Below are 938 nucleotides of genomic sequence, written 5' to 3'. Positions count from 1 at the left end.
ATGAAGTCGATCCTCGTCGGCAGGCCGCAGCTTTGTGCAGATGAAACAACGCTCCAGGTGATCAATGAGTCCCATACCCGAAGAAAGAGTAAATCCTATCTCTGGCAGTATCGGACAGTAGACATGGATGAATATCCGATCGTACTGTTTGAGTACTGTCAGGGCAGATCAGGATCGTATGCGGCTGAGTTTCTGAGAGGATTTGACGGCACCCTACTGGTGGATGGCTTCACCGGATATAACAAGGTGGAATGTGACCGGCTTGCCAACTGCTGGGTTCACGCCAGACGGTACCTGATCGAAGCGTCTGTTGTATCCTGCAGCGATCATATAAACGGAATCCTGGAGAAGGCACTCTCCTATTTTGATCAGATCTTCGATATTGAATATGAGATCAGTGAGAACGGTCTCGACCAGGATCGTCGGCTGGAATACCGCAGCTTGAAAACCACTCCAGTCGTCAATGAGCTGTTTGACTGGGTAAAGACTCTGAATATCAGGGAGCTGCCCGGCGAGAAGACCAGAAAAGCGTTCAACTACCTGCTCAGACATGAGCAGGGTCTGCGGGTATTCCTGAATGATCCGATGCTTCCGGCCCACAATAACGGCGCCGAGCAGGACTTTGTCTCTGTTGCCAGAGGACGCCATAACTGGCTGTTCTCCTACAGCGAAGAAGGAGCTGATTCGCTGGCTCTGATGTTTTCAGTGGTGAAGAGCGCCAGGCGAAACGGGTTGAATGTCATGAAGTATCTGAATTATCTCTTTGAGACGCTGATCAGCTGGCGTGACAAGACAGTTCCATCTTCGATCCTGGAAAGTCTGCTGCCATGGGCTGAAGAGATCCAGAACAGGTTCAGCCTGAAAGGTCAGGCTGCCTGAGTTCAACAGAATCACAAAAGGCGGAAATCTTCCGTTTCCGACTTTCCTGAGAGGAAAGC

General features: G+C 50.6%; 1 protein-coding gene. It reads left to right on the top strand.

What is annotated here, in order from left to right:
* A partial coding sequence (gene tnpC, locus BO222_RS09110) for an IS66 family transposase (RefSeq protein WP_075820368.1) occupies window positions 1-879 on the top strand: 879 nt, incomplete at its 5' end.
* Between the last annotated feature and the right edge of the window lie 59 nt (window positions 880-938).

This window comes from Ileibacterium valens, from assembly GCF_001945525.1.
In the GTDB taxonomy this organism is placed as follows: domain Bacteria; phylum Bacillota_I; class Bacilli_A; order Erysipelotrichales; family Erysipelotrichaceae; genus Ileibacterium; species Ileibacterium valens.
The sequence above is the reverse complement of the archived record's forward strand: the minus strand, read 5'-3'. Positions and strand labels throughout refer to the sequence as shown.